Origin of the sequence: Chitinophaga agri (genome assembly GCF_010093065.1) — a bacterium.
GTDB lineage: Bacteria > Bacteroidota > Bacteroidia > Chitinophagales > Chitinophagaceae > Chitinophaga > Chitinophaga agri.
Window position 1 is genome coordinate 4,409,062 of sequence record NZ_CP048113.1, and the last position, 21,202, is coordinate 4,430,263.

Sequence of the window (21,202 nt, forward strand, 5' to 3'; positions counted from 1 at the left end):
ATGAGTCTTCCTTCGCTATCTCTTAAACGTCCCGTATTTGCCATCGTAATGAATATCATTATCGTGATATTCGGCCTGGTGGGATTCAACTTCCTCGGGGTAAGGGACTTCCCCGCTATCGACCCGCCTATTGTGAACGTGCGGACTTCATATGCCGGCGCAAACTCTGATATTATCGAAACCCAGATCACCGAACCGCTGGAAAAATCCATCAATGGTATCGCGGGTATCAAAAATATTTCTTCCAGCAGCAGCCAGGGTACCAGTAATATTACCGTCGAGTTCGAACTGAGTATTGACCTCGAAGCTGCCGCCAACGATGTACGTGACAAAGTATCACAGGCACTCCGTAGCCTTCCTCCGGATATTGATGCTCCTCCTGTTGTGTCAAAAGAAGATGCAAACTCTGACTATATCCTGTCTATGACGGTACAGAGTAACATCCGTAATCAGCTCGAGGTGACTGAATATGCCAACAACGTATTACTCGAAAGACTCCAGACCATCCCCGGTGTCAGCTCCATCCGTATCCTTGGTGAAAAGAAATTTGCCATGCGCCTATGGATGGATCCCGCCCGCCTGTCGGCCTACAGTCTGACGCCTACGGATGTACAGGCCGCGCTTGCCAAAGAAAACGTGGAACTGCCTTCCGGAAAGATTGCCGGTAACGCAACAGAACTAACGGTGCGTACCTTCGGCCGCCTGAACACAGAAGAAGACTTCAATAACCTCATTATTAAAAATGAGAATGGTAATGTGATCCATTTCCGGGATATCGGACAAGCTGTACTCGGACCTGAAAACGAAGAAACCATTCTGAAGGAATCTGGTGTTCCAATGATCGCACTGGCACTCACTCCTCAGCCAGGTTCCAACTATGTAGCTATTACTGATGAGTTCTACAAACGTTACGACCAGTTGAAAAGAGACCTTCCTGATGATATCACCACCAATATTGCTATCGACAATACTAAGTTCATCCGCAAGTCCATCGAGGAAGTAGAAGAAACACTGATCGTCGCCCTGGGTTTGGTGATCATCATCATCTACCTCTTCTTCCGTGACTGGCTGATGGCCTTCCGTCCGCTGGTGGATATTCCTGTGTCACTGATCGCTGCATTCTTCATTATGTATATCTGCGGCTTTACCATCAACATCCTCACGCTGCTCGCTATTGTACTGGCTACAGGTCTTGTGGTGGATGATGGTATTGTGGTCACGGAAAATATTTACAAGAAAATAGAAGCGGGCATGCCGCGTATGAAAGCGGCAAAAGAAGGTTCTGAAGAGATATTCTTTGCTGTTATCGCAACCTCTATCACACTCGCATTTGTATTCCTACCGATCGTTTTCCTGCAGGGCTTCGTCGGACGACTATTCCGCGAGTTTGGTATCGTGGTAGCAGGAGCAGTATTAATATCTGCTTTTGTATCATTGACGCTGACGCCGGTACTGAACGTAAAACTGGGTCGTAAAACACATAAGCATTCATGGTTCTATGAAAAGACAGAGCCATTCTTCACTGGCATGGAATCCGGCTATCAGCGTGCCTTAGAAGGATTTATGAAGATTCGGTGGATAGCGACGCTGATCATCATGGCCTGTCTGGCGATGATCTGGTTCATCTTCGAGAACTTACAGTCTGAGCTGGCCCCGATCGAAGATCGTAGTCAGTTCCGTCTTTCTATCAGTGCACCTGAAGGAACTTCGTTCGATTACATGGAATCTTACATGAATCGTCTGACCGACTTCATGAACGATTCTATTCCTGAAAAGAAGATCCTCATTACAGTGACTTCTCCAGGCTTCGGCGGTGGTGCCGTTAACTCCGGCTTTGCAAACGTTGTGCTGAGTGAGCCGAACGAACGTTACCGTTCACAGAAAGAGATCGTGAACATGGTGAACCGTAACATGTTCCGCTTCCCTGAAGGGAAGGTGTTCGCTATTGAGCAACAGACGATCCAGGTGGGACGCCGTGGTGGTCTACCGGTATCGTTTGTATTGCAGCATATCAACTTCGATAGTCTATCATCCGTACTGCCTAAGTTCATCGACGAGGCAAACAATAATCCAACCTTTGGTGCGGTGGACGTAGACCTGAAGTTTAACAAACCGGAACTCCGTATTCAGATCAACCGCGCCAAAGCCAGTGAGTTAGGCGTTTCTGTAGATGATATCTCACAAACTTTACAGCTGGCATTAAGTAACCTGCGCTATGGCTACTTTATTCGTAATGGTAAACAATACCAGGTAATGGGACAGGTGTATCGTGGTGCACGTGATAAGCCAACTGACCTGCAGAACATTTATGTGCGTAACAGCCGTGGTGAAGCGATCCAGCTCGATAACGTTGTAACGATCGAAGAAGAAACGAGTCCTCCGATCATCTACCACTTCAACCGGTATAAATCTGCTACAATCTCTGCGAGCCTTGCACCCGGCAAGACGATCGGAGATGGTATCAAGGCGATGTATGGTATTTATGACAAACTGAAACAACAGGGCGTATTAAATGATAACTATGTATCTGCACTGGCCGGTTCTTCCCGTGACTATGCAGAAAGTGGTTCCAATACCATGTTCGCACTGGTACTCGCACTGGTACTGATCTACCTGGTACTGGCCGCGCAGTTTGAAAGCTGGGTCGATCCGTTTATCATCATGCTGACGGTACCGCTGGCGTTTGCAGGAGCGCTGTTATCATTGTGGATATTTGGTCAGACATGGAACATCTTCTCACAGATTGGTGTAATCATGCTGATAGGTCTCGTAACAAAGAACGGTATCCTGATCGTGGAGTTTGCGAACCACAAGCGCGATGAAGGCATGTCCAGAAGCAAAGCTGTAATTGAAGCATCCGCGATGCGTTTGCGTCCCATCCTGATGACAAGCCTTGCCATGGCCCTGGGTGCGCTGCCTATTGCGATGTCACTGGGAGCGGCTGCTACCAGCCGTATTCCATTGGGTATCGTGATCGTGGGTGGTATCGTATTCTCACTGATACTGACACTATTTGTAATTCCAGCTATGTATACCTTCCTGTCCAGAAGAAAACCTGCGTCAGAAAGGATGAATGAAGAAGAAGAAGAGGAGACCGTCAAGGTGCATGCATAAATTATCAGCAACTACATGAAACGAACACTTTTATATTTCTCTTTGCTGCTTTGTACTGCTGCACACGCCCAGCAGATACTCACACCAGATCAGGCCATAGATCTCGCATTGAAGAACAACTACGATATCCGTCTGGCAAAGAATGATGCCGCAATCACTGCTAATGATTATGCATATGCTAATCTTGCGTTTGCGCCACGCGTCAACGGAACTGCGAATAAGAACTGGACCGCTACACAGACTAAACAGGAATTTGCGAATGGCAATAAACGTGATACCAGTGGTATCCGCGCCAGCACCTTGAGTGCGAACGTGAACCTGGCATGGACACTGTTTGACGGTCTGAAAATGTTTGCGACCAAACAAAAACTGGAATCACTACGTGACCTGGGTGAGCTGGCCGTAAAAGACCAGGTGATCAATACAGTGGCCAATGTGATTGCCGGATATTATAATGTCGTGCAGCAAAAACAACAGTTACGTAATCTCTCTGAACAGCTGTCAATCTCTGAAGAAAGAGTGAAATTGTCAGATGCTAAATTCCAGACTGGTCTGGGACCTAAGACGGACTGGCTGCAATCAAAAGTAGACTATAATGCACTGAAGGCATCCTATCTGCGTCAGCAGACATTGATCGACCAGAGTAAGGCCACGCTGAACCAGCTGATGGCTGTTGAAGCAGGCAATACGCAATATGATGTAATGGATACGATTCCGCTGAATCTGGACCTTTCCTATGCCGGATTAAGACAGGAAGCATTACAGAAGAACACAGGTATTAAAGTCGCCCAGCAAAACCTTACCGTATCACAACTGCAGCTAAAAGAGAGCAAGGGTGATTTCTTCCCGGTGATCAATTTCAACTCTGCCTACAACTACTCAAGGGTGAACTCAAATGCAGCGACCAACTCCTTCAGTCCGGTGTATAATCAGAATGGCGTACTGACTTATGGATTCTCGGCCACCATACCGATCTTCAATGGACTGAACGTCAGGCGTCAGGTGAATGCAGCTAAACTGAACGTAGGCTATCAGCAGCTGGCACTGGAAAATACCCGCACACTGGTAGACCTTTCCCTGACAAGCGCTTTTAAAGACTACGAATATTATAAAACAGCAGTGACACTGGAAGACGAAAACCTGGGACTGGCGAGGGAAAATGTGATGGTGGCAATGGAACGTTTCAGACAGGGGGTAAGTACAGTCATAGAAATGAAGGAGGCGCAGCAAAGTCTGGAAGATGCCTACAACAGGCTGATCAACGCCAGATACAATATTAAGCTGGCGGAAACGCAGTTATTACGACTGAATGGTATGCTGGTGAAATAACATGCGAAAATAGATGGGTACTAAATAAAACGAGATGATGCCGGCTTATATAGCCGGCATCTTTAACTAAAAAAGCGTCTACCGGAGGGCAGACGCTTTTTTAATATGCAAATAATGATTGATCATTCATCTGGTTTCCTGGCCGGAGACGCATTGACTTTATCCTGCTGATAGTGTTTATAACTGTCTTTTATAAAAAGCATCAGGTCATAGTCAGTAGCATCCTGGAGGAACTGATAACCTGGTCTATAGCGCAGCATGAAACTATCCAGCTCGTCACCGCTCAGTTTTGTCATGCGGCCCACCAGCTCCGGACTGTATCTGTTGTCGATATATTTCTCTTTTTCCCAGTATACCAGCTGCTCCTGGAAGTGTTCTTTCTTTTTACGGGCCTTACTGGGCACCAGGTACGTCAGGGCCGTAATAGGGTTAGAAGGCAGTGTTTTTAACACATCAACAGCACCGGGCTTATGATAGTTAAAATATTTACCATATTCCTCACGGGTGGCAATAGAGTCTTTTTTATGATCACCTCTGCTAATTACATTGACTTCACTCAATCCTATGACCTGACGTGTCAGGTACACATTGATGAACATGGAGGTGGCTGGAACAGTAATATCTTTTTTGTAATAACCCAGGAGCGAAAATTCCAGTGTATCCCCAGGCAGGGCATCTATGGCAAAACGGCCACTTTCATTACTGATGGTACCCATACGGGAAACTTTATTAACAATCGTAACGCCTGGCATACCAGCTCTGCTATCTGATTCCGCGATCATACCAGATACGCGTACCTGCTGCGCGTCCGCATGCTGCAGTAAGAATAACAGGCAAAAAAACAGTGCTCCGATGCTACCGGAAAGTTGTATAAATCGTCTAGGCATCGCTCAAATTTAGTTTTCCCAGCGCAAATGAAAAGTTAAAAAATAGTTCTCTGACGACAGACTACAGTCTATAGTATATAGGAAACAAGCAATAAACTTAGGATTTTTATTGCGAATAAACAGCCTCTTCCGCTGGTGAGACAAATAATTTACTATGGATTGTTCCCTGATTACCCATATCTCAGAACTATATTATTATCTTTATTCCTTATTTCAAAGACTATGCCTCACAGGATCTTATTTGCAACGCAACGTTATCAGTATCTGAAAGACAGGTTATTAGCGCTTGTTCCGGAATGGGAGGAAGGGATATTGGACATCCGGGATTTTCCGGACGGGGAACACTATCACCGGATCAAATCTCATGTCACAAATAAAGAGGTGATCCTGGTGGGGGGCACTATAGACGACAAGGAAACCTTAGAACTTTTTGACATAGCTCATGGCTGTATCCAGGAAGGAGCCTGCGCGGTAAATATCGTGATCCCGTTTTTCGGTTATTCTACGATGGAGAGAGCGGTTAAATCCGGGGAAATTGTCAAGGCAAAAACCCGTGCGATCTTATTTTCAACATTGCCACCTACCGCAGCGGGGAATAAAATAATAATGCTGGACCTACATGTGGATGGTATTACTTACTACTTTGAGAATAGTATCCGTCCGGTACATCTGTATGGTAAAGATCTTGTAAAAGAAGCGGCACTTGACATAGCCAATAACCGCTCTTTTGTGCTGGCAAGCACAGATGCTGGTCGTGCGAAATGGGTGGAGTCGCTGGCCAATGATCTGAACGTATCTGCCGCCTTTGTATTTAAAAAACGGCTTTCCGGAGAAGAAACACACGTTACTGCCATCAGTGCAGATGTAAGAGATAAGCTCGTTATCATCTACGATGATATGATCCGCACCAGTGGATCGCTTATAAACGCAGCGGAGGCGTATTTACAGGCGGGCGCATCAGAAATAGCAGTTATCACTACGCACGGTATTTTCGCCGGCAACGGGTTTAATAAGATCAAACAAAGTGGTATCATCAGCCGGGTAGTATGCACCGATACGCACCCGAATGCATTTACCATTAACGATGATATGCTCACGATAAAATCAGTTGATAAAATAATTGCAGACTACTTTAACTAGCAATACTCAATAGCACCCCCATTTTCTTAGAGTATGCCGTTGGCAAGATGTTTGATATACAGCGCAATAGAAGGGATTGCTGTGTAGAGGGGAAACCAATGCCATGGCATGCCATGCCATTACTCAGGGGAAGGACCATTGTTAAAAGACTGTCGCATCTTACTTCAATTTTTTTAACCGGAAAACTATAGTACAACATCCGCGGGATGGCTGTGACTGCGTGTTTCATACCACGATAATTACGGCCAACTGTTGATAGTCAGATGCACATTTTTAATTTGCATCTGAAATTAATCGGTCGTAGCCTCATTGTGAAGTTCGATTACGTTGTATTATAGTTAGCAGAGAAGATTAGTAGAATTATCATAGAAATATAGATAGAAGCAGTTACCCCTGCTTCAAAAAATTTGTAACCAAATCTTACTATACAAGATGAGAAGCCATGTACTCAACTGGTTGTGGCTGTGCTTTGCCTTTTTCTGTAGTGTACAATCCGTAAAAGCAGGCACACGCGTTAACCACTCCTATTTCAAAACCAGCGCTGAGATAACAACATATCAGCCCACAATTACAGCCTTTGTTCCCTTTCAGCAGAAAGATACAACTGTAAAACCCACTACCAGCCCGGTAGTTATTACCCCTTCATCTGCCGCGAAAGACACATCAGGTAGAAAGAAGGATACTACACAACCTGCTGCTGCATCTCCTGTAGTGATCACACCAAACTCAGGTGCGAAAGATACTACCGGTAAACAGGCAAAAGACACCAGCACACCGGCGGCCGTGATCACGCCTAATGGAGACACCAGTAAACCCAGAACGGCAACAGCTTCCGACAGTACACGCAGGGCTGTACAGGATACTACGGCTAAGCCTAAAAGGGATACTGCACTGATATTACCCGCCGACTCCAACACACTGAAAAAAGAGATCGGTCAGTTCAGTCTGAAAGGTACGGTAAAAGAAGCAGGCGGTAGTCCCGTACCCGGCGCACAGGTGCTGAATACGAGCACAAAACAAGGCGTAGCCGCGGGACCTGATGGTAGCTTTACGATAAAGGCTTCTCTGAATGATACTATCAAAATATCCGCACCCACTTTCGCAGAACAATCCATTCCACTTGAGTCACAGGAACCTCTCACAGTGAGCCTTACAGCTGCCTCGGCCGGTAAGAAGGAACTCAAGGAAGTAGTGGTAACGGCACTTGGTATACAGAAGAATACCCGGGCTGTCGGCTATGCAGTAGAGGAAGTGTCAGGTAGTTCGGTACAGGAAGCAAAAGAAGTCAACTTTGTTAATGCGCTGACAGGTAAAGTGCCTGGTTTGCAAATCAATACCAACACTGGTTCCATGGGTGGTTCCACTAAAATAACCATTCGTGGTGTGAAATCCATTCTGGGTGATAACAACGCCTTTGTCGTAGTAGATGGTACGCCATTTATCAACAACAACACTAACCAGGGCGGTCAGCTCAATGGTGGTGGTGGTTACGATTACGGTAGCTCACTGCAGGATATCAATCCGGAAGATATCGACAACATTTCTGTACTCAAGGGTGCAGCTGCGACGTCTCTGTATGGCAGCCGCGGCGCCAACGGCGTGATGCTGATCACTACCAAGAAGCGCCCTGAAACATCCGGTGGTATCGGTGTTACGTATAGCATCAATGCACAGATGGACCAGGTATATGTGTTACCGAAATACCAGAATGAATATGGTGGAGGCACCGGTGGTAAGTTCGATACACTATACTATAACCAACATCCGGAAGCTTTCCTTAACGAAGGTGCTGCTACATATGATGACAACAACGGTTTAGGCCGTTATGACCTGCTGGTAAAATATTATGATGATGCGTCATGGGGTCCGAAACTGGATGGCCGCCAGGTGCGTCACTACTGGTCATGGGACAAAGACAAGGGCAATCCTGACTTTGGCAAAACAGCTCCCTGGAGCGCGAATCCGAACAACGTGCGGGATTTCTACAGAACGGGGTACACCCTCACCAACAATATTGCCATGTCTGGTACGAACGATAAAGGGTACTTCCGTCTTTCCTATGGTAATATGACACAAACTTTCGTATTACCGAACGCGGACATGCGCAGGAACAATATCTCTTTCAATGGAGGTTATGAAGTAGCGGAAGGACTGCGTGGTGTAGCCTCTGTTAACTATAGCGTAACAAGAGCAAATGCCCGCCCTGGTACTGGTTTTACCGGACCGAACCCAACGCTGCAGTTCACGATGTATGGACAACGCCAACTGGATATGGAGCGTCAGAAAAACTACCAGTATGCGGACGGTTCACAGATCACCTGGAACCGTAAGGCATGGAACGATCCTGCACCATTATCCAGCAATGGCCCTTACTGGAACCGCTATATGGACTATGAAACAGATAGCCGCAACCGTTTATTTGGTAACGCCGGACTGGACTGGGATGCAACGAAATGGCTGAGCTTCAGTGGCCGTGTATTCATGGATGATTATAACACACTGGAAGAAGAAAGAACTGCGAAAGATTATTTCATCGGTGGATATATTAAACGTGTACGTACTTCCAGAGAGCTGAACTATCAGTTAACTGCAAACATCAATAAAGATTTCGGAAAAGACTTCAAACTGAATGCAGTACTGGGAGGTAACATTATGCACCGTAAATGGACGACTACTGGCGGTAGTACAGTAGGAGGACTGATCATACCAGGTACTTATAATCTGAACAACTCTCTGCAAACAGCGCAACCTATTGATGAATTCTTCGAGAAACAGATCAATTCAGGCTTCGCCACTGCATCCCTCGGTTACAAGAACTATCTGTTCCTGGAGCTGACCGGACGCGCTGACTGGAGTTCTGCGCTGGCAAGTGAAAACAATCCATACTTCTATCCATCTGCTTCTGCATCCTTCGTCTTCTCCGATCTGCTGAAGGACTGGAAATGGCTGAGCTTTGGTAAACTGCGTGCAAGTGCATCACAGGTAGGTAGCGATACTGATCCTTACCAGATCTATGACACTTATCAGTTCATACCTCCATTTGGTAACTTCCCGGCTACGCAGCTGACCGCTATTAAATACAATAAGTCACTGAAACCTGAGCGTACAAGAGAATATGAAACAGGTGTCTCCCTGAAGTTCCTGGACGATCGTGTGGGTGTTGACTTCACTTACTACGACAGGATCACCAGAGACCAGATCCTTCCATTGCCAATCTCTACTGCAAGCGGCTTCACAAGCACGATTGTCAACGGAGGTACCGTACAGAACCGTGGTATTGAAATTGGTCTGAGTCTGAATCCCATCCGTCTGAAAAATAGTTTCCGCTGGGATATCAACGCTAACATCGCACGTAACCGTAACAAACTGCTCGACCTGGATATTCCACAATATAACAGCTCACTGCCGGTATTGCTGATCGGTACAGACCGCAGAACAACGAAGGTATCTGTTGCTGCTTATGTAGGGAAACCAATGGGTACGTTACTGGGAACAGATTATGTATACGATGCACAGGGACGTAAGATCGTCGGTCCTGATGGTTTGTATAAGATCACAGACAACCCGGTCCCTATCGGTAACGCCTATCCTGATTTCGTAGGAGGTGTGACGAACAGCTTCACCTATAAAGGTGTTTATTTATCAGCACTCATCGACTTCCAGAGTGGTGGTGACTTCTTCTCCTATACCAACATGTATGGTAAAGGCTCCGGTTTGCTGGATATCACTGCCGCCAACGGAGTGAGAGAGAAAGGTATCATTGCAGACGGTGTGACGGAAGATGGTAAACCAAATGAAGTAGTACTGGATGCAGCTACTTATTTCCAGAACAATGAAGGTCGCAATCTGAGCAGGGCGAACCTGTATGACGCGAGCTACATTTACCTGCGTGAGGTAAAACTCGGCTATAATCTGCCAGAAGCCTGGTTCAAGAAAGTACATGCACAAAGCGCACGTCTTTCTCTGTACGGACGTAACCTCTGGCTGATGAAATCAAATGCACCGAACGTAGACCCTTCCAACATTATCAACTCCTCTTCCAATATCCAGGGGATTGAAGGTGGGGCATTACCATCACTGCGTTCCTATGGTATTAACCTGAATGTATCATTCTAAAACTGAGTTCAATGTTGAAAAGATTCTTAATATACGCATGGCCGGTATTATTCATCTTTGTGATGATGGCAGGATGTAAGGACCTGGATGAGATCAATCATGATCCGACCAAGCCTACAGATACGGAGCCGGCCTATCTGCTAACGAGTGCGCAGAAGAGTTCTATGGATTTTTTATACAGCACGCTACAGAACGGCTATATAGGTATGCAGTATGCGCAGTACTGGACCGGTAATTCACGTGTGAATGATGCGCAGTATGCAATTGATGAAAACAACAATACAGCACTGTGGAACGCGATGTATAATTCATTGCATAGTCTGGACAGAATTATTACCATCAATAATCAACGGGGTAACAATCCGGCAGCAAAAAATCAGAATGCCATTGCAGGTATTATGAAGGTATGGCTGTTCCAGGTATTGACAGATGCTTATGTGAATGTGCCATATTCACAGGCATTAAAAGAAGGTGAAAATATCACGCCTGCCTACGATAAGCAGGAGAACATTTACACCTCACTGATCGATACGTTGCAGCGGCAGATCAGTGCCCTTGATCCAGCACAACCGACATTTGATGCAGGTGACGTGATCTACAATGGTAACGTGGCTAAGTGGAAAGCGCTGGGCCATTCATTGTTGCTCCGTCTTGCGATCCGTATTGCAGATGTTTCACCAGAGAAAGCCAGAACAGTGATCGAAGCAAACTACGCATCTGCCATGACTGACAATGGAGGCGATGCAAGATTTAACTATCTGACCACGGCGCCCAATAAATTCCCGATGAGTGATATTGACAGGGAGATCTCCGATTTTTTTGTGAGTAAAACATTAGTGGATTATATGCAGAGCCTGAATGATCCGCGTTTACCGGTATATGCAAGACCATCTGTAAACGGACCTATTAATGGACTGGAATATGGCAGAAGCGCCAATGATCCTGGCAGACTGGCGCCCGCGAATTACTCTTATCCGGGAGTAAGGATCTATTCAGATACGATGCCGGGCATCCTGATGACTTATCCGGAAGTAGCATTTACATTGGCAGAAGCGGCAGCAAGAGGCTGGAATGTAGGAGAGGGGGCACCGGCATTATATGAAAAAGGTATCCGCGCTTCTATGGCCTTCTGGGGGATAACCACCGGTGTGGATGAATACATTACCAGTGTTCCTTACGATGCGGGAGACTGGAAAAATGTGATCGGTACACAGAAATGGCTGGCATTATATCCACAGGGTTTCCAGGCGTGGTTTGAACGCCTGCGTTTAGACTTTAAGCAACCGAACGGAGATTCGCTGTTTATAGCGCCATATTCCGGCTCACTTGATCAGAATGTGCCATATGTGCCATCCCGGCTGACCTATCCGCTGGCGGAGCAAACGCAGAATGCGGCAGCTTACCAGAAAGCGGCAGCAGACATAAAGGGAGATACAAAGGCGAGTAAGAGCTGGTGGGATCTGAATTAGGAACACAACTATCCTCCATAGATTCCCGCTGTCTGCGATGACAGCATTAAGCCCTGGCTATCAGCCGGGGCTTTCCTTTTACGGGTGAGATATTAGCATCAAAACGAATATCCTTACGAGGTACTTTTCGAAGTCTGGGTATACAAGCGACGAACAAGCGACGAACTAGCGACGGCCAAGCGGTATGCAAATGACGGTATAGCAAAAGCGGCCGAAGGCGAACAGCCAGGGTGATACTTCTCATTATTCACTATACCGGTGGCGAGTAACTACTATAAATTAGCTGTAAAAGGGCTCCAGACGGCTATACAGACCATAAACAGCAAAGGCCAGGCTTAGTCAGCCAGTTGATGACAGGCGTCTTTAAACGGAGCGATATGCTAATTACAGCAATTAGCTGATCTTGTCTTTGGCCAGACGGCTAAATTCCTGGTGAGCGTCTTGTGATTTGAATGCACTGGTAGGTACGAGAAAGAAATTCTTTTTGCCTCTGTAAAGGAAAAAGAAGTTTTTAGCTTCCACAACTTTCGTGAAGGTACTCCAGGAGAGGAGGCGCTGTTGTTCACTGGTACGGGTGGAAATGGTGATACCTTCCTCTGAATATTTCAGGTGGATATCATCTTTGAAAGTGGCGGCTTTGTTATAAATGGAAACGGGCAGGAGGAACCAGAAGACAGTGACAATGAGTATGATCATACCAACGATCCCTATCAGGGCGCCTATTGTAACGATGTCGAACGCAAATCCGGCCATTGTAAAGGCCAGCAGGATGAAGAGTGTGTTGCGGAATACTTTTATTTCTCCCAGCTGCAGAAAATGATAGCGCAATGCATTCAATACCTCCTCCTTATTGTAACTAAACTCCAAATGCATTATGGCAAGGCAAACTTTTTATTTATTAACGGGGAGGGTCATCTGACTCTCCATATCATCTCTACGGCTGACAGGTGCATATTTCTTACGGTTAGCAACTGGTTTTTTCACATTGGAGGTACCGTCTGACAGGTCATCCTCACTTAAGCCTGGAAAGTTATTCTTTACGAACTGAAAATACTGTTGTAATGTTTTAGGATCTACTTTGAAGGGGAAGGCCAGTTCGTTACCGGTTGTCTTCAGCAGTTCATTGTTATTGATCCGGGATTCGTTCTGAAGATACCATTTATAAAGGTCAACGATGCCTTTTTTAAGTTCCTCTTCATACATTTTATCACCATCCTGGTCTTTGGGTAACATCCATACGTATTCCTCCACCCGGGTAGGGCGGGCTACTTTCGTTAGCGTTACAGACTTATCATCGCAATTAGCAGTCTTACTTCCGGCTTTTTCGCCTTCTTTTTCCTTTTCCTTCTCCTTATCTTTCTCTTTGCTGGCTTTGGTTTTATCCTCGTCCTTCCATATTTCGCTACTTGCGCTGGCTGATGCGGCTGAGGCTAAAGATACCAACAGCAGGAACAACAGCTTCTTCATAGTGTTAAAATTTGTAAGTCTAAAACTACAAAATGAAAATTATAAATCCTAAACTAATTGTCCGGCGGCAGGAGCTGAAGGGCGGTCAAAAAACAAAAGCAATGGATAAACCATTGCTTTCGAGAGTCATTTTACATTGCATGATGATTCACGCCTGTAGGAATATCTGGTTTTTCATAGGACAGTAACCATAATAAAATTAATACAATAACAAATATAATAAATATTTATTGTAAGATAGATTGGGGGATAAATATTTGAAATCCTTCAATTTATCAGGAGCATTTTTAAAAAGCTGGAAATAAAATAAAAGGTTTGTTAAAAATCCAGAACCAGACTTTTTACGGATATATATAAAATAAATTAAATTGACCCTGAAAGCATTGTAAGGGGGGATAAATATAAATACCAAGCCAACTGTCAACTGTATGAGAATATTTCTGAATAAAGCTGCTGAAACGAGTGTGTAGAGAAAGAAATTAAAATTTTACTGGGGAACAGCGTGTAAGAACGAACTGGATAAAAAGAGTAAGGGCACCTGGAAAGGCGCCCTCAATTTGTTACTATCCTATGAAAACCCTATTTGAATACAAATGTAAGGGCATGTTATTTTTCTTTGAAATTTTAAAGCCACAATAACAAATCATTAACAAAGGCAGTGGTCGTGTCCTACCTCAATTCCTTTACAGTATTGAATTTAGCTTATTCAGACTTTTTTGCTAAATTCGTTAACAAACCACCGATTATTATTGCTGGGTTTGGCCGTTTTACTGCCATTTGATCCGTTCATTATCTCCTGATATTTACCTAATGCTATCCGAACGATCGCTCATTTAAGTACTTGACAAAAGGGTTAAAAAAGTATAATTTTATTTGATATGACGCTGATTTAATCTTTTTATTTTCATTTGATTACAGGGAATAAATGGCCTGAAGATTGCTTTATAAACAGGTCAAACCCTTACTGGCTGGGAATTTGCTCGAATAGAAAATGAATAATATGCATATTCATTTAGCAATGTGACTTATTACCGAAAAATTTATACATTTGCGACAACCGGAACAATGCTATTTTAATGCACAATAAAATATACAATTCTTTTATCGATAGGAAAGCGAAAGGCCAAAAGTCATTCGCAGTACTGATTGATCCGGATAAGGTAACTCCTGCTGACATAGCAGACCTGGCGGCAAAATGTACAGCAGCTAAGGTGGATTACATCTTCCTTGGCGGTAGTCTTGTGATCACCAACCACCTCGACGAATGCGTACAACAGTTTAAGACACTGTGTGATATTCCTGTAGTGTTATTTCCTGGCAGCCCGTCTCAGGTTTCCCGTTATGCCGATGCATTGCTTTACCTGTCTGTGATATCCGGACGTAACCCCGAGTTGCTGATAGGGCAACATGTGTTATCTGCTCCTGCGGTAAAAAAGAGCGGCCTGGAAGTTATCTCTACCGGTTACATCTTAATTGACGGCGGTGCACCTACTACTGTATCTTATATCAGTAATACCACACCGGTCCCTTCAGACAAAGACGACATCGCCATGTGTACTGCTATGGCAGGCGAGATGCTGGGAATGAAAGTAGTCTTTATGGATGCCGGCAGTGGCGCCCGTAAGCCTATTACAGAGAGTATGATCTCCCGCGTAGCCAGCCAGGTATCGGCTCCTATCATTGTAGGCGGAGGTATCCGCGACGCCGAAAAGGCCTATCTCAACTGCAAAGCAGGTGCTGATATTATCGTGGTAGGAAACGCCATAGAGAAAGAAACATCGCTGATCAAAGAAATGGCCGACGCCGTACATGCTGCTGCGCCTGTGCTGAAATAATACCTTTTTAAAGCAAAAACGCTGATTATCGTAATCATTACAATAATCAGCGTTTTGCTTTTAGTTTTATCCTGGTCTCAGAGACTCATCATCTCTTTGAACTTAACCGCCTGCCTGCGACTTACCTCGATCTTTTCTCCCCCACGCATTTCCAGTAACAGCCCACCATTGAAATAGGTGTCTATCTTTTCGATCATCCTCAGGTTCACAATATGCTTTCTGTTGGCCCTGAAGAAAGTCCGTTCGTCCAGACGCTCTTCCAATGCATTTAATGACTTCAGTATCAATGGTTTATTTCCTTCAAAATACACTCTGGCGTAGTTGCCTACGCTTTCAAAGAGGCGGATCTCCTGTAATTTTACAAACCAGCAGCGGTCACCATCCTTCACAAATACCTGGTCATTTTCAGAAAGTATAGTGCGGATAGCACCTGCTTCAGCCTGCCGTTCTTTTTCTTCCAGCTGATGCAACTTCTGGATGGCATCTGCCAGTCTCTTCGGCTCAACAGGTTTCAACAGGTAATCCAGCGCATTGTACTCAAATGCTTTTAGTGCATGCTCATCGTAAGCTGTGGTGAAGATCACCTGAGGCGCTTTTTCCAGTTCTGCCAGCATGTCAAAACCTGTCTTATCCGGCATTTGTATATCCAGGAATAGCAGGTCAGGATGCAGTGTTTCAATTTTTTCCAGTCCGTCCTTTGCATTTACGGCTTCTCCCACTATGACTATCTCAGGGTGGTCAGCCAGTAATTTCTTCAGTTCGCTTCTGGCCAGGCGTTCGTCATCGATTATCAAAGCTTTTTTCATGAGCAATTACTTTTAAACTTGGCGCGAAATACTACAATTAGAACAACGGCATCAGCACTATGGCTTCTACCGTTTCCCCGTTTTTATTATAAATATTAAAAGATGCCTTGTTGCCATACAGGAGACTCAACCTTTGTCGTGTACTCTGCAGACCGAAACCATGTCCGGTCGTTGCTTCCCCGCCGATCTGTCCTGTGTTCTCAATGGTGATCTGGTGTTGCATATCCTTCACATGAGAGCCGATGATCACTGTTCCCCCGTTGATTGTCCTGGAAATACCATGTTTAATGGCATTTTCCACTAACGTTTGTAACATCATGGGGGGAATAGGCAGTTCCAGTGTTTCCGGATCTATATCGTACTGTACCTTCAGGCGTTCTTCAAACCGGATGGTCTCTAATGCAAGGTAATCTTTTACTATATCCAACTCATTTTCCAGGTTCACTGTTTCGGCTTTTTCCACCTGCATAGAGCTCCTGAGTATATTAGAAAGCTCTGTGATGGCTGTCCTTGCCCGCTGGGGGTTCTCATCTACCAGTGCCCGGATACTGTTCAGGGCATTGAAAATAAAATGAGGGTTCAGCTGCGATTTGATCGTTTTCAGCTCCAGCTCCTTTACGGTACTTTCCAGTTTAAGCTTATCCACCTGGCTATTCCTGCTTCGCTCTATATAATGCCATACGAAGTAAATCAGCCACCAGATGGAGGTGATCAGAAATATTGGTAGCAGGAAGGTCAGCGTCGTCTGATCGGTCAGGGCCCTTTGCTGCCAGGAATACCTGTAAAGATTACCAGCGATGGTATTTCCCACATAAATAATAACACCTGAACTGACAGTAAGTGCGAAAAAAAGCAGCATCTGGCTCTCAAAACTGTACTGGAACCAGTTCAGCCTTTTGATAATACTACGGAGCACATGAGTGGCCAGTATACCGAAAAACATGATCAGCAGCAGGTTTATCAGGAAATACGACCCCAGAGAACCGGCAAAGGAATAGGCAAAAAAGAGGTTGACTACTGCGTACGCCGTCCATCCAAGGATCTGACACCACCAATATCTTGATATTCGTTTAAACATCTATCTGAAAATTAGTAAACTACTGCTACATTTCAAAAATACCGATGTGCTTAGCCCAGCCGGGGCTAAATGTTATGAATGGGGGCCTTTATTGTCAGAATGCAGAATTGTGGGGATGTATGGAATGGATGTACATTAGCACATTATTTGTACTTTTGTTTATTAAATCCTGCATCAAGAAGTATGAATATTACGCCGGGCCCTCTTTTGGGCAAGATCGAAACCCCTGCTGACCTGCGGAATCTCAGTAAAGAGCAACTGCATGAAGTAAGTGAAGAACTCCGCCAGTTCATTATTGATGTTGTCAGTGTGCACGGTGGCCATTTTGCGGCCAGCCTTGGAGTCGTAGAACTGACTGTCGCAATGCACTATGTATTTAACACCCCTTACGACCAACTGGTGTGGGACGTCGGTCACCAGGCGTATGGCCATAAAATTCTTACAGGCAGAAGGGACGTTTTCCATACCAACAGAAAATATCACGGTATCAGTGGTTTCCCGAAAAGAGAGGAAAGTGAGTACGACACCTTCGGTGTAGGTCACTCTTCTACCTCTATTTCAGCGGCGCTGGGTATGGCAATGGCCTCCAAATACAAGGGCGAGACTGACCGTCAGCACATTGCCGTAATTGGTGATGGAGCCATGACAGCCGGTATGGCGTTCGAAGCCCTCAACCATGCGGGTGTGGCTAACGCCAATGTGCTGATCATTCTCAATGACAACTGCATGTCCATTGACCCGAATGTAGGCGCGCTTAAAGAGTACCTGACAGATATTACAACTTCTCCGACCTATAACAAGCTGCGTGACGATGTGTGGAACCTGCTCGGCAAACTGCCGGTGGGCAAACGCTTTACCCGTGATATGGCTTCCAAACTGGAAGCTGGTCTAAAGGGTGTCGTTTCCAGCTCCAGCAACCTGTTTGAGTCGCTGAAACTCCGTTATTTCGGCCCGATTGATGGTCATAATATCGTGAAACTTGTCGATACCCTGCAGGACCTGAAAGATATTCCCGGCCCGAAACTGCTCCATATCGTAACTACCAAAGGGAAAGGGTATGCTCTGGCAGAAAAGGACCAGACGACCTGGCATGCACCAGGCCTGTTTGATAAAATCACTGGTGAGATCTTCAAGAAACAGCCGGAGAAACCACAGCCTCCTAAATACCAGGATGTCTTTGGTCACACCATTATTGAACTGGCAGAGATGAATAAGAACATCATGGGAATTACACCTGCGATGCCTTCCGGTTCCTCTCTAAAATTCATGATGGAAAAAATGCCTGACCGCGCTTTTGACGTGGGTATCTGTGAACAGCATGCGGTAACCCTCTCTGCCGGTTTAGCGACACAGGGTATGCGCGTATTCTGTAACATTTACTCTTCCTTCTTCCAGCGTGCTTATGACCAGGCATTACATGATGTAGCGATACAGAAGCTGCCGGTTACCTTCTGCCTGGACCGTGCAGGTCTGGTAGGAGAGGACGGTCCTACACACCATGGTGCTTATGACATCGCTTATATGCGTTGTGTGCCTAATGTGATCATCAGTTCGCCGATGAACGAAGAGGAACTCCGCAACCTTATGTATACCTCCCAGCTGGCAGAACAGCAATATCCATTTATCATCCGTTATCCGAGAGGACAAGGTGTAATGCCTGACTGGAAACAGCCTTTCCGTGAGATCAAGATAGGCACAGGTCGTAAAGTACGCAGCGGAAAAGATATCGCTATCCTTTCCCTGGGCCATCCGGGCAACTTTGTTACAGAAGCCTGCAAAGAACTGATGGCTGATGGACTGCAACCTGCTCACTATGATATGCGTTTTGTAAAACCACTGGACGAAGCCATGCTGCATGAGATATTCAGTCAGTTTGACAAGATCGTTACTGTGGAAGATGCAGCAGTTACCGGTGGGTTTGGTAGCGCTATCCTGGAATTTATGGCGGCTCATGGCTACAAAGCCGATGTACGCATGCTGGGTATTCCTGACCGTATCGTTGAACATGGTAAACCGGAAGAACTGCACCGCGAGTGTGGTTATGATGCTGCAGGTATTGCGGCAGCAGCACGGGCCATGCTGAAAGAAAAGATCACCGTTACTGCCTGACAAGCGGCTGTAGCAGCAAAATAACAGAAAGCCACCGGTTATGACCATTGCTCATACAGGTGGCTTTCTTATTTTTATGATATGGATGAATTGTATGTAAACTTCCGGATCAGGGAGGTGGTAAAAGAAACAACAGACACATTTACCTACAGACTGGAAACAGTTGACGGGCAACCATTAGACTATCAGGCAGGGCAATTCATTACTTTTCTTATCTACCTGCACGGTACGGAATACAGGAGGTCCTATTCCTTCAGTTCTGCTCCTGGTATTGATGCTTATCCATCGGTAACGGTGAGAGAAAAGCAGAATGGTGAGATCTCCCGTCATATACTGCGCAACTGGAAAGCCGGCGATCAGCTCACTGCCCTTCTTCCTTCCGGACGATTTACCCTTCCGGGATACAGCACTATTCCAAGAGATATATTTCTGTTTGGTGCAGGTAGCGGTATCACGCCATTGTATGCTATTCTGAAAGATGTGTTACATCATGAACCTACCGCACATGTGAAACTGGTATACAGTAACCCATCGGAGCAGCGTACTATCTTCCATAAACAACTACTGGAGCTGTCAGCACAGTATCCCGACCAGCTGCATATCATTCATCTTTATAGTAGCGAACCGCCTGATCACCTGGTACGCAGGCTCAGTAATATGTCGCTCGAGCCACTGGTACAACAGCATCTGCGTTATAATAAACAGGATGCTCAGTTCTTCGTATGCGGCCCTCCTGAATATATGCGTATGGCGCTCTTAACGCTCACTTTTATGGGCTTTGAAGAGGAACAGCTGCATAAGGAGAACTTTGTTGTAAATACAGCCCCGCAGCTGGCAAGAATAGGCGTCCCTGATGATACGTCCCTGAAGAATGTAACATTACATTTGCGTGGAGGAATACATACGCTCTCTGTTCCCGGCAACCGCAACATACTTTCTGCTGCGCTTGCCGAAGGCATAGCGATACCATACAGCTGTAAAGGCGGTGTTTGTGGCTCCTGCACGGCACGATGTACAAAAGGTAAAGTGTGGATGGCCCTGAATAATGTGTTAACGGACAAAGAAATTGAGCAGGGTTTCGTCCTCACCTGCACCGGTTATGCAGCCAGCGCGGAGGTAGCAATTGAGATCTGACTACCTGTGTACAGGATCACGAGAAAGACCTGAATTTCTCGAACTCGTCCTGCAGTTCATTATACAACTTTCTAAAGGTGTTCATGCGGTCCTGCATAGCATCGAAGTCCTCTACCGGACGATCATCATGTAGGATAGCGGGCTGACCGTTATTGGATATTTTCTTGGAGCATTGTTTCAGATCGTGCCGTAACTCATCTGCTTTTTCTTCCTGGCAGATGAACTGGTTCTGGAAGTGCTCGATCTGAGCCAGGGATTCATCGTCAGTTTTATGGCGGGAAAATACTTCTAACTGACTACGCATTGACCGGATAGACTCCCTGGTTGCAATCACTTCGTCTCTCCAGTTACTGATCTGTTCAATGTCTGAGGTTTGTGCGGAAACTTCCATGTGTATTGATTTTAACGTGAAATAATTAAGCAATACAATATTTGTCCGTTACATATACCTAAGGTACAAACCTTTTTTTATATAGGATACAGTAAATAAATACACTGCTAAAACCTGCTACAACAGCCGTTTCCGCTTGCGTTCCTCATCAATATTTTCCGATGTGCATAACAATAAAATCATCTGCCATGAGTGTTAATCGCTTACAGTGTGTGCACGAAATACAATAGCAGCGAAACATTGCATTACAAAAACAACAATATCAGCCATTACCCGGAACACAGTAGCGGCAAGGATTGTGTGGGATATCAGTTGCTATTCCATCAG

General features: G+C 45.5%; 14 protein-coding genes. 8 read left to right on the forward strand and 6 right to left on the reverse strand.

Annotated elements, in window-relative coordinates; genetic code table 11:
- Together GWR21_RS17500 and GWR21_RS17505 are read left to right on the forward strand one after the other, a co-directional pair.
- Positions 1-3,114: an efflux RND transporter permease subunit gene (locus tag GWR21_RS17500; RefSeq protein ID WP_162332994.1), complete on the forward strand. Its 3,114-nt coding sequence runs from the start codon at positions 1-3 to the stop codon at positions 3,112-3,114.
- Positions 3,115-3,129: 15 nt separating this feature from the next.
- Positions 3,130-4,443 (forward strand): TolC family protein, encoded by a 1,314-nt coding sequence (locus tag GWR21_RS17505; RefSeq protein WP_162332995.1) that lies wholly within the window; start codon positions 3,130-3,132, stop codon positions 4,441-4,443.
- Between the two features lie 122 nt (positions 4,444-4,565).
- Here the strand turns inward: GWR21_RS17505 and GWR21_RS17510 are convergent, their stop codons facing one another.
- The gene (locus GWR21_RS17510) at positions 4,566-5,330 is read right to left on the reverse strand and encodes a carboxypeptidase-like regulatory domain-containing protein (RefSeq protein ID WP_162332996.1); all 765 of its coding nucleotides are present in this window, start codon (positions 5,328-5,330) and stop codon (positions 4,566-4,568) included.
- 222 nt (positions 5,331-5,552) lie between these two features.
- Between GWR21_RS17510 and prs the strand changes: the two genes are divergently transcribed.
- From prs to GWR21_RS17525, 3 genes are all read left to right on the forward strand, one after another.
- Positions 5,553-6,470: a ribose-phosphate diphosphokinase gene (gene prs / locus GWR21_RS17515; RefSeq protein ID WP_162332997.1), complete on the forward strand. Its 918-nt coding sequence runs from the start codon at positions 5,553-5,555 to the stop codon at positions 6,468-6,470.
- A 432-nt stretch (positions 6,471-6,902) separates the two neighbouring features.
- Complete coding sequence (locus GWR21_RS17520; protein ID WP_162332998.1) at positions 6,903-10,586, forward strand: SusC/RagA family TonB-linked outer membrane protein; 3,684 nt, start codon at positions 6,903-6,905, stop codon at positions 10,584-10,586.
- 11 nt (positions 10,587-10,597) lie between these two features.
- Positions 10,598-12,055, forward strand: a complete 1,458-nt coding sequence (locus GWR21_RS17525; protein WP_162332999.1) for a SusD/RagB family nutrient-binding outer membrane lipoprotein — start codon at positions 10,598-10,600, stop codon at positions 12,053-12,055.
- Positions 12,056-12,448: 393 nt separating this feature from the next.
- On the opposite strand, the gene GWR21_RS17530 is transcribed toward GWR21_RS17525, so the two are convergent.
- Together GWR21_RS17530 and GWR21_RS17535 are read right to left on the reverse strand one after the other, a co-directional pair.
- On the reverse strand, positions 12,449-12,928 hold the full coding sequence (locus tag GWR21_RS17530; protein ID WP_162333000.1) for a YcxB family protein: 480 nt from the start codon (positions 12,926-12,928) through the stop codon (positions 12,449-12,451).
- A gap of 18 nt (positions 12,929-12,946) precedes the next feature.
- Positions 12,947-13,522 (reverse strand): hypothetical protein, encoded by a 576-nt coding sequence (locus tag GWR21_RS17535; protein WP_162333001.1) that lies wholly within the window; start codon positions 13,520-13,522, stop codon positions 12,947-12,949.
- A 1,076-nt stretch (positions 13,523-14,598) separates the two neighbouring features.
- On the opposite strand from GWR21_RS17535, the gene GWR21_RS17540 reads away from it, so the two are divergent.
- Positions 14,599-15,357: a geranylgeranylglyceryl/heptaprenylglyceryl phosphate synthase gene (locus tag GWR21_RS17540; RefSeq protein ID WP_162333002.1), complete on the forward strand. Its 759-nt coding sequence runs from the start codon at positions 14,599-14,601 to the stop codon at positions 15,355-15,357.
- A 77-nt stretch (positions 15,358-15,434) separates the two neighbouring features.
- On the opposite strand, the gene GWR21_RS17545 is transcribed toward GWR21_RS17540, so the two are convergent.
- A complete protein-coding gene (locus tag GWR21_RS17545; protein WP_162333003.1) occupies positions 15,435-16,163 on the reverse strand; it encodes a LytR/AlgR family response regulator transcription factor in 729 nt (242 codons plus the stop codon).
- A 37-nt stretch (positions 16,164-16,200) separates the two neighbouring features.
- Positions 16,201-17,241, reverse strand: a complete 1,041-nt coding sequence (locus GWR21_RS17550; protein WP_162333004.1) for a sensor histidine kinase — start codon at positions 17,239-17,241, stop codon at positions 16,201-16,203.
- Between the two features lie 183 nt (positions 17,242-17,424).
- Between GWR21_RS17550 and dxs the strand changes: the two genes are divergently transcribed.
- A complete protein-coding gene (gene dxs / locus GWR21_RS17555; RefSeq protein WP_162333005.1) occupies positions 17,425-19,350 on the forward strand; it encodes a 1-deoxy-D-xylulose-5-phosphate synthase in 1,926 nt (641 codons plus the stop codon).
- Between the two features lie 81 nt (positions 19,351-19,431).
- Positions 19,432-20,484 carry a ferredoxin--NADP reductase gene (locus GWR21_RS17560; RefSeq protein ID WP_162333006.1) on the forward strand — a complete coding sequence of 351 codons (1,053 nt, stop codon included), beginning with the start codon at positions 19,432-19,434 and terminating at the stop codon, positions 20,482-20,484.
- Positions 20,485-20,500: 16 nt separating this feature from the next.
- Here the strand turns inward: GWR21_RS17560 and GWR21_RS17565 are convergent, their stop codons facing one another.
- Positions 20,501-20,875, reverse strand: a complete 375-nt coding sequence (locus tag GWR21_RS17565; protein WP_162333007.1) for a hypothetical protein — start codon at positions 20,873-20,875, stop codon at positions 20,501-20,503.
- Positions 20,876-21,202: the final 327 nt, after the last annotated feature.

Bases quoted from the DNA above. Each gene is read 5' to 3' on its own strand.
- dxs (WP_162333005.1), top strand. From the start codon at position 17,425: ATGAATATTACGCCGGGCCCTCTTTTGGGCAAGATCGAAACCCCTGCT.
- GWR21_RS17565 (WP_162333007.1), bottom strand. From the start codon at position 20,875: ATGGAAGTTTCCGCACAAACCTCAGACATTGAACAGATCAGTAACTGG.
- prs (WP_162332997.1), top strand. From the start codon at position 5,553: ATGCCTCACAGGATCTTATTTGCAACGCAACGTTATCAGTATCTGAAA.
- GWR21_RS17510 (WP_162332996.1), bottom strand. From the start codon at position 5,330: ATGCCTAGACGATTTATACAACTTTCCGGTAGCATCGGAGCACTGTTT.
- GWR21_RS17500 (WP_162332994.1), top strand. From the start codon at position 1: ATGAGTCTTCCTTCGCTATCTCTTAAACGTCCCGTATTTGCCATCGTA.
- GWR21_RS17545 (WP_162333003.1), bottom strand. From the start codon at position 16,163: ATGAAAAAAGCTTTGATAATCGATGACGAACGCCTGGCCAGAAGCGAA.
- GWR21_RS17530 (WP_162333000.1), bottom strand. From the start codon at position 12,928: ATGCATTTGGAGTTTAGTTACAATAAGGAGGAGGTATTGAATGCATTG.
- GWR21_RS17540 (WP_162333002.1), top strand. From the start codon at position 14,599: ATGCACAATAAAATATACAATTCTTTTATCGATAGGAAAGCGAAAGGC.
- GWR21_RS17550 (WP_162333004.1), bottom strand. From the start codon at position 17,241: ATGTTTAAACGAATATCAAGATATTGGTGGTGTCAGATCCTTGGATGG.
- GWR21_RS17560 (WP_162333006.1), top strand. From the start codon at position 19,432: ATGGATGAATTGTATGTAAACTTCCGGATCAGGGAGGTGGTAAAAGAA.
- GWR21_RS17535 (WP_162333001.1), bottom strand. From the start codon at position 13,522: ATGAAGAAGCTGTTGTTCCTGCTGTTGGTATCTTTAGCCTCAGCCGCA.
- GWR21_RS17505 (WP_162332995.1), top strand. From the start codon at position 3,130: ATGAAACGAACACTTTTATATTTCTCTTTGCTGCTTTGTACTGCTGCA.
- GWR21_RS17525 (WP_162332999.1), top strand. From the start codon at position 10,598: ATGTTGAAAAGATTCTTAATATACGCATGGCCGGTATTATTCATCTTT.
- GWR21_RS17520 (WP_162332998.1), top strand. From the start codon at position 6,903: ATGAGAAGCCATGTACTCAACTGGTTGTGGCTGTGCTTTGCCTTTTTC.